At 67.1% G+C, this 8,265-nt stretch carries 7 protein-coding genes; 1 reads left to right on the top strand and 6 read right to left on the bottom strand.

Annotation, left to right across the window (positions count from 1 at the left end):
- From D6M19_RS33765 to eccCa, 6 genes are all read right to left on the bottom strand, one after another.
- A partial coding sequence (locus D6M19_RS33765) for an aldehyde dehydrogenase family protein (protein WP_123029639.1) occupies positions 1-287 on the bottom strand: 287 nt, incomplete at its 3' end.
- Positions 288-420: 133 nt separating this feature from the next.
- Positions 421-1,713, bottom strand: a complete 1,293-nt coding sequence (locus D6M19_RS33760) for a GAF domain-containing protein (RefSeq protein WP_123029638.1) — start codon at positions 1,711-1,713, stop codon at positions 421-423.
- Between the two features lie 160 nt (positions 1,714-1,873).
- Positions 1,874-2,170, bottom strand: coding sequence for a WXG100 family type VII secretion target (locus tag D6M19_RS33755; RefSeq protein WP_123029637.1), 297 nt, complete (start codon positions 2,168-2,170; stop codon positions 1,874-1,876).
- Between the two features lie 10 nt (positions 2,171-2,180).
- Positions 2,181-2,504, bottom strand: coding sequence for a WXG100 family type VII secretion target (locus tag D6M19_RS33750; protein WP_123029640.1), 324 nt, complete (start codon positions 2,502-2,504; stop codon positions 2,181-2,183).
- Between the two features lie 68 nt (positions 2,505-2,572).
- Positions 2,573-3,739, bottom strand: a complete 1,167-nt coding sequence (locus tag D6M19_RS33745; RefSeq protein ID WP_164478831.1) for a type VII secretion-associated protein — start codon at positions 3,737-3,739, stop codon at positions 2,573-2,575.
- Entirely contained in the window at positions 3,736-7,512 is a 3,777-nt protein-coding gene (eccCa, locus tag D6M19_RS33740) for a type VII secretion protein EccCa (protein ID WP_123029635.1), read from the bottom strand. Before eccCa ends, D6M19_RS33745 begins: the two co-directional genes overlap by 4 nt.
- Positions 7,513-7,642: 130 nt before the next feature.
- On the opposite strand from eccCa, the gene D6M19_RS33735 reads away from it, so the two are divergent.
- A partial coding sequence (locus tag D6M19_RS33735) for an EsaB/YukD family protein (RefSeq protein ID WP_206428714.1) occupies positions 7,643-8,265 on the top strand: 623 nt, incomplete at its 3' end.

The raw sequence follows: 8,265 nt of genomic DNA, 5'->3' as shown, positions 1-8,265 counted from the left end.
AGGTTCTCCTCGATGCGATCGGCGATCTTGTTCAGGATCACCGCACGCTCGGCCGGCGACGTCTTGCCCCAGGCCGGAGCCGCGGCGTGCGCGGCATCCAGCGCCTTCTCGACGTCGGTTTCGTCGGCGCGGGGTACCTCGCAGAACACCTGACCCGTGACGGGACTCGGGTTCTCGAAGTACCGGCCGGCGGCGGGCGCGACCCACTCGCCGCCGATGTAGTTCTCATACCGGGAGTCGAAGGTCATCAACGAGCCTTCGGCACCGGGCCGGGCATATACAGCCATGGAATTGCTCCTGCCTCATGTCGCCGCCGCGGCGGCTCCGCTGTCCGCCTTCACGACGGGCAAAATGTGTCGGACGTCACTGACAGTAGGTTTCGGACCGTTGCAGCACGGTTGCACGACGTTGCAGAGGGGCCTAGGCGAGGTCGAAGTCCAGGCCGGCCAGATGGCCGCTGGCCTGCGCGCGCATCACCGAACCCGGCGCGGTCTTGTCGTGCAGGATCCGCCAGCCGTCCCGGTCGTCGCGCCCTTCCGGGGAGTCGAGCCAACGGCGAAGCAGTCGGAAATCCCCCGAAGCGAGGACCGCTGCGCGGAGACTGGCGGACAGTTCGGTGCGCATCCGCGCAACGCCGGGAGACACCGATTTGGGAAGCAGCGCGCCGGCATATCCGCTGACCGCACGGTCGACGTCGCCTGCGTCGAGCGCGTCAGCGACGTCGTCCATGTCGGTGCGGATCGGTGTCAGCAGCCGGTAGGGGCGGGACGCGACGAACTCTGCCCCGATGACGCGGCGAAGACGCGACACTTCCGCGCGCACCGTCACCGTGTCGAGGTCGTTGTCGTCGAGCAGCATCGCCAGGTGATCGGCGGACAACCCCTCGGGATGGCGGCTGAGCAGCACAAGGATGTCGGCGTGCCTGCTGGTCAGCGTGGTGGTGTGCGGGTTGCCGTCGGCATCGGTCGCCCGCCACTGCGGCCGGTCGGCGCCGAGGACGCTCAGCCGCGCGCCCCCGGCCGGTTCGGCGACCGCGGGCCGACGCAGGTGCAGCAGCGCCAGGTGGTTTTCGATGGCCACCCCGGTCGCGCGGAGCAGGGCGAGCGTCTGCGGTGAGGCGACGTCGGGCCCGCCGGTGAGGTCGATCGCGCCGATCAGCGCGCCGGAGATGGGGTCGTGCACGGGCGCCGCGGCACAGTTCCACGGCGCAACGATGCGGGAGAAGTGCTCGCAGCCTCGGATCTGCAGTTCGGTGTCGAGCGCCAATGCCGTTCCTGGCGCGTTGGTTCCGGCGCCGCTCTCACTCCAGTCGGCGCCGGGCACGAAGTTCATCGCCTCGGCTTTGCGGCGCGCTTCCCGGTCGCCCTCGACCCACAGCAGCGTGCCGTCCGCCGCGGACACGGCGACCACCACACCGGCGTCGGAGGCGTCCTCGATCAGCAGCCGACGGATGACGGGGAGCGCCGACGCCAACGGGTGGGCGGAGCGCATCTCGTCGAGCGCGACGGCGATGGACGCGGCATGGGCTGCACCGATGTCGGGGTCGACGCCAGTGGCCCGGCTGCGCCGCCAGCTCGCGGCGACGACGGGGCGCAGCGAGGTGGAGTCCAGGTACGTGTCATCCACCTGACCTGCCACGAAGAGATCATGGAGCGCGCGCAGATTCGGCAGCCGAGCCGTAGCCCGGCCGCCCCTAGACCTCGAAGTAACCATCGGCGAAGACACTTTCCGCACGCAGACGCCACGCGCGTGGCCGTCACCATAGCTCAATGTCGGCACCTGTGAGCAGGGTCTTTTGGCCCACCGCCGGTAACAGAACTGTGCGGTCCCGTGGGCTCCCCTCCCGACGGGACCGCACAGTGGTCTCTTTGCGTTACGCGCCCCAGGCGCCGGCAGCGCTGCGATCGGTGGTCGCGACGTCGTCGGCACCGTCGCGCACCGCGTTGCCGAGGCCGAACAAGATCTCGTTCAGCGCGCCCGCCGCCTGGTCCCATTTCGCTTGCTCGAGCCGATACGCCTCTGCCGCCTCCCGGGTCCACACCTCCTGCAGCGGGGCGATCTGGGCCCGCAAGTCGTCGAGCGCCGCGTTGAGCCGCGCCGAGGTGTTGTGGATCTCCTGCCGGACGGTGTACTCGATCTCGTCGAAGTTGTAGGAAAGAACCGGTTCCATGATCAGCTCCTCAGATCCCTGTGCCGACGGCGCCGATTTGATGCGAGTGGGTCTCGGCCGCTTCGCGCAGGGCGCGCTCGTTGACGCGCATGGTTTCGGCGATGCCCTGCAACGCGATGTGCAGCTTCGTCGACTCGGCGTGCCATCGGTCCACGACATCATTGAACCGCGTCGCGGCGACGCCTCCCCAAACCGACGGCGGAACGCTGATCATCTGCCCGATGAATGACTGCAGCATGGCCCGAATTTCGTCGTTGCGGGCATCGATCTTGCCGGCGACGGCTGTCATCAGGTCGAAGTCGGTGTTGAGCGATCCGCCCGCGGATGTCGTCATCGAGGTCCTCTCCATGATTTCGTTTCAGTTGTGTTTTCGACGGAGCGCGGACGTGTTTGGTTCCCTCCTCATACGAGTGCGTGCGCCGACCGGATCGCTTCCTCGCAGACGTAGCGGACGGCATCCTCACCCCCGGGCGCGCTCTGACAGCCGATGCCGATCCGCACGGTGTCGTCTACGAACACGGTCCAGTCGATCTGGCGGCCACCGCGACGCTCCCGATATGTGGTCGCGGGCCGGTCCGCGCGACGGTCGTCGGGCTTGAACCCGCTGAATACCCCTGGCTGCTGGTCGTCGAGAGCGCTGCGCAGCGTTGCCGACGTCGCCGAAAGCGTCTCGCCCCAGCGCACCTGCGACTGGGTCAGCAACACGGCGGTCGAGTTATCGGGCGCCATCACCTGCACCCGGGCAGAGCCCGGACCGGACGTGATGCGCTGCACCTGCCACAGCGCAGGCACCTTCACCGCCACCCTGCCTTCGACCAGCAGCGTCATCGGCACGTCGGGCTCTTCGGGTTCGTCTGTGCCGGAGACGAATCCGAGGCCGAGACAAAGCAGTGCCACGGATGCGGCGACAGCGGTCAACGCCGCGATCCTGCGACCTCTCGGCCATGTCGGTGCGGGTTCGTGGGCGAGCGGGGTTTGACTATCCCGTGCCGCGGCCAGCACTCGGTCCGGCGCAACTGTCGTCACCGCGACGCCGTCTGCGCGGAGATACCCAGAGATTGCCAGGGCGAGCTCGACGGCACCCGCGACGCCCAGCGGTGCGTCCACCAACACCGTGGTGGCCGGGCCGACGCCGTCGGCCACGGATCGGGCGACGTCTGCATCGTCGCCGAGCCGAGGCACCGCTGCGACCACGCCGCCTGAACGCCAGACCACCACGAACTCCGGTGCGATCTCGACAACCGCAGGTACGCCTGGCACGTCGACCACCAGTACATCGGCACGTTGCAGCACAACGACTTTGGTCGATCTGGCGGCGGCGGCCTCTCGCACCCGTGCGATGCGCGGCGGCGGCCACCACGTCGGGCACACCAGCACAGCCGTTTCGACACGCTCGGGTAGCACCGCACTGAACACCTGACGCCACACCGCAGGCACCGCGACGGGCTGCTCATCGAGCACCGCGATCTCATCGTCGATGTACTCCAGCGCGGTGGACTCCAGATGGTGTTCTGCGCGCGCTTGGCCGCGGACCGCAGCCGGTCCCACCTCGACGACGGTGTCGGTCACGCCGGCTCGGTCCATGCGATCTGGACGAGCTGTCCCTGGTGCGCGCGGGTGACGAGTGTTCCCCGACCAGGTGGCAGTTGCGACGGCCGGACGGTACCGAGCAGGACGCCCTCATCGGGGGTGGCGCTCATCATCAAGCCCATGCATCCGAGGTCGCGCAGTCGGCCCAAGAGGGGGTCGAACATCGCCCTCGCGGCGCCACCGGAGCGCCGCGCCACCACAACGTGCAAGCCGAGATCTTTTGCGTGCGGCAGGTATTCGAGTAGCGGCGCCAATGGATTGACGCCGTTCGGCGGGGCCACCAGGTCGTAGTCGTCGATCACGACGTACATCTCGGGGCCCGACCACCATGAGCGCGTCCGCAGTTGCTGCTGGTTGACGTCCGCTCCTGGCATCCGCTCATCGAGACGTTGCACAAGGGCAGACAGTTGCGGGGTCAGCGCCGCCGCCGACGGAGCGTATGCCGCGAGATGGTCGGACTCGACAACGCCGAGCAGACCCCGCCGGAAATCGACGATGAACACTTCAGCCGATTCCGCGGTGTTTGTCCCGACGATGTCGCGACAGAGGGTCCGCAGCGTGGCGGTCTTGCCGCACTCACCCTGTCCGAGGATGACGAGATGTGCCTCTGCGGCGAAATCGAGTGCAACCGGCTGCAATTCGGCTTCGCCGATGCCGACCAGGATTCTAGTTGCGCAAGGAGGTTCGGATGATCGGGCGAGCAGTGCGTCGTAGGGGACCCGCTCGGGCAACACCTCGATGGGCGGCGCGACGCGACCCCCGAATCGCGCCCGCAGTCCGTCGGCATTCGCGGCGTCGAACCTGGGCACGGCGATGACGAATTCGCGACCGTCGGGGGTGATGCCGCGACCTGGCGGGCTCTGGACAAGCTGGCGGGCCCGCTTACGATCCATCTCGGACTCCGCCGGATCGCCGAGCCGCAATTCGATACGGGTGCCGATCTGGTCTTTCAGCGCGGGCCGCATCTCGGCCCAGCGAGAGGCGGAGATGACGACGTGGATGCCATACGAAAGTCCCTGGGCCGCCAGGGCATTGATCGAGGGCTCGATCGTGTCGAACTCCTGGCGAATGGCAGCCCAGCCGTCGATGACGAGGAACACGTCGCCATATGGGTCGGTTGCGGCGATCGACTCGGGTGAGCTACGCCTTGCCTCTCGCGCTCGCAGCAGCGACTCCATCCGGATGACCGTCCGCCGAATCAGGTCGACGTCGCGGCGGCCCGCCACCGATCCGACATGCGGAAGCGATGACAGTGACGACAATGCGCCGCCGCCGAAGTCCAAACAGTAGAACTGCACGTCGCTGGGATCGTGCGTTCGGGCCAACGCCAGGATCAGTGTCCGCAACACCGTGGACTTGCCCGATCTCGGCCCACCCACAACGGCGACATTCCCCGCCGCAGAGGCCAGTTGAGCGACCAACAAATCCCTGCGCTGTTCGAAAGGGCAGTCCACAAGGCCGATCGGCACGGTGAGCCGAGCCGCAGCCCCGCCCCGCTCCAGCAGCCGATCGAGCTCCGGAGACTCGGCGAGCGGCGGCAACCACACTGGGTGCGCGGGAGTTCCGCGGCCCTCGACTCGATCGAGAACGGTGTCGAACACGGTTCGCGACGAGGCGGGCAGTCGTTGTGTCTGCTGCTCGTCTCCGTATCTGGTGCGGCCCATCGACGCCGCGGTGAACAGCATCGGCGCCGCGGCCAAGCTGTCGAATCGACGCTCACGGCCGCCGTAGGGTCCGGAGACGAACGCGGATTGAAAGCGCAGCGGATCACCCGCACCGGTTTTCAGATACGCCGAGCCGGGTGCATTCGGCAGGTGGTAAGCATCGGGAACGCCTAGAACCGAACGGGATTCGCCAGCCGAAAAAGTCTTCAGGCACACCCGGTACGACAAATGTGACTCCAATCCGCGCAGCCTGCCCTCGTCCATTCGTTGACTCGCGAGCAGCAGGTGCATGCCCAGCGACCGTCCTAGCCGTCCGATCGCGATGAACAGATCGATGAAGTCCGGATGATGGCTCAATAGCTCGGAGAATTCATCGACGACGATGAAGAGCGCAGGCAGCGGGGCAAGTCGGGCCCGTCCGGCGCGTGCGCGGTCGTATTCGGCAATATTGGCGAAGTTGCCCGCCGCCCTCAAAAGCTCCTGACGCCTGGTTATCTCACCGGCCAACGCATCCTTCATCCGCGCGACGAGGTGTGCTTCCTCGGCGAGATTGGTTATCACCGCCGCCACATGGGGCGCGCGCTCGAACCCGAGGAAGCTGGCACCTCCCTTGAAGTCGACGAGGACAAGGTTGAGGATGTCGGGCGGATGGGCCGCGATCATGCCCAGCGCGAGCGTTCGAAGAAACTCCGACTTGCCCGATCCCGTTGCGCCGACGCATAAGCCGTGTGGCCCCATGCCGTTCGCCGCGGCTTCTTTGATATCGAGCTCAATGGGCTGGCCATGCTCGGATACGCCGATGGGGACGCGCAACATCCGTTCGGGAGGACGAGTGCTTCGCCAGATCACGGCGGGATCGAGCGCACCGACATCGGCGATACCCATCAACTCCGGCCACCCGATGGACGGTGAGCGCACCGAACCCTCGGTAGTCGTTGCAGCCGGCCGATACGGCGACGTTCGACGGGCGAAGGCCAGCGCCTGTCCTGGCGTCATCGTGTCGGGACGGACCAGCACCTCCTCGTCGACGTCACCTCGCACTGTGAGCACATCCTCGGCCACGACCAGGCGCAGTGATGCGATGCCGTCGCACGCGGCGCCGAGGTCCACAACTGTCACGCCCGCGGTACCGTCCGAGGCGAGCAGGGCCTCGGTGCCGGCCACCAGACCGCCGTCGATCAACAGCACCGCATGACATCCCCCGCAGGTCGCGAGGGCGCTCTCGGCAGACGAAAGGGTGTTGTACGTCAGTCGTGCCGCACCGCCGCCGTCGGTCGCGGATGGATGCAGGTGGTGCGGCAGCCATTTCAGCCAGTCCCAATCCCCCGCCGTCAGTGGATCGATCACCGCCGCGATGCGCAGATCCTGGGGGCTGTGCGCCATCGCCAACTGACATAACACCGCGCGGATCAGGCTTCGGGTGGCGTGCGAGTCACCGCGGACTGTGATCGCGGCGATCTCCTTCAGTGCTATCGATACGGGTAGGTCGGGCACCATCGCGCGGCGGCGGAGGAGCCGCCGCAACTCCGTCGAGGTCACCGGATCCAGCTCTTCCACCGCCCCGAGGTCGGGCATGACCAATGGGGTCGAAAGGCGCTGAGCGCTCAGCCCGATCCGAACGCGCCCGAAATCGACGTCGTCGGGCCTGCGCTCCCACATCCGCCTGCGCCCGATCATCGCCCACAGCGAGCCGGGATCCGGGTTGCTCCACGACAGTGAAAGCCGTTGGTCGTCGGCCGCATTCGCAATCGTCGAGTCCAACGACGCAAGGTATCGAAGATAGTCGCGGCGGTTTTGATTGATTTCTGCGATCCGGCCGCCTCCGCGCGTCCCCGACACCATCGTCGCCAGCAGCGAGCCCAGCATCATCACTGGAAAGAACATGAACATCGGGCTCCGCATGGCTGAGGCGCCCGATGTGAAGTAGACGACCATCATGCCGACCGTGGCGATGACCATTGCCGCAGGCAGTAACCGGGAGAGCCGATTGCCTGGCACGTCTCGCGGCACCTCCGGCGGCGTCTGCACGACGATCTCGCGCTGTGCGGAAGGCGGCGCTGCCAGACGCGGTCCGATCAGGAACTCCATCGGGTTATAGACGAGACAGCCCCCATTCCCGTTCCCCTTCCACAGCAGAGAAATTGGCGCCCTTCGCCATGGGTTGGCGCCGTTACGGTGATCCGCGGGGGGTTGTATGACGGCTTTGGAAGTGTGTCGGGTGACGGTGCGCACGGGTCGGCCGGGGACTTCTGCGACGGTGGATCTCGCTCTGCCCATGTCGGTGGAGCTCGGTGAGATCCTCGCGGACGTCGTCGATCTCGCCGGTGTGGGGCACGAGGTAGTCGATGACGGCGTTACCGAGCGGCTCAGGCTTACGCGCCTCGATGGCTCGACGCTTGACGAGTCGGTCACGCTGCACGAGAACGGGGTTGCGGATGGCGACGTTCTGCTGCTCGTCACGGAACCCCTACCGAGACCCGAACGGCACTCCGACGACTTGGCCCAGCACGCCGTCGAGGTATCGGCTTCGGCTGATCGCGGCGCCGGCTGGGCGCCCAGGATGGGCGCGGTTGCGTGCTGGTGGTCGACGGGCATCGGCGCGACGACGCTGGCATGGCCGGGCCCATCAGCTCCTGGTACCCGCGCAGTCCTCGCGGCGATCGTGGCTGTCGCGGCGGCCGTCGCCGCAATTCTTGCGAATCATGTCGATGCCCAACCGCTGCCGACCCTGACACTCGGCATGACAGCTGCGGTATTCGGCGCGGTCGCCGCGACAGCCACGATCGCCGCGAGGACTGCGCGGGCTGTCTCTTTTACCCATCTCCGAGCCCACGAGACCCG

Origin of the sequence: Mycolicibacterium stellerae (assembly GCF_003719305.1) — a bacterium.
Classification (GTDB): domain Bacteria; phylum Actinomycetota; class Actinomycetes; order Mycobacteriales; family Mycobacteriaceae; genus Mycobacterium; species Mycobacterium stellerae.
This window is presented reverse-complemented; position numbering and strand designations above follow the sequence as displayed.

Coding starts and splice junctions, on each gene's coding strand:
- D6M19_RS33760 (WP_123029638.1), bottom strand. CDS start 1,713: ATGGTTACTTCGAGGTCTAGGGGCGGCCGGGCTACGGCTCGGCTGCCG.
- D6M19_RS33755 (WP_123029637.1), bottom strand. CDS start 2,170: ATGGAACCGGTTCTTTCCTACAACTTCGACGAGATCGAGTACACCGTC.
- D6M19_RS33750 (WP_123029640.1), bottom strand. CDS start 2,504: ATGACGACATCCGCGGGCGGATCGCTCAACACCGACTTCGACCTGATG.
- eccCa (WP_123029635.1), bottom strand. CDS start 7,512: ATGGAGTTCCTGATCGGACCGCGTCTGGCAGCGCCGCCTTCCGCACAG.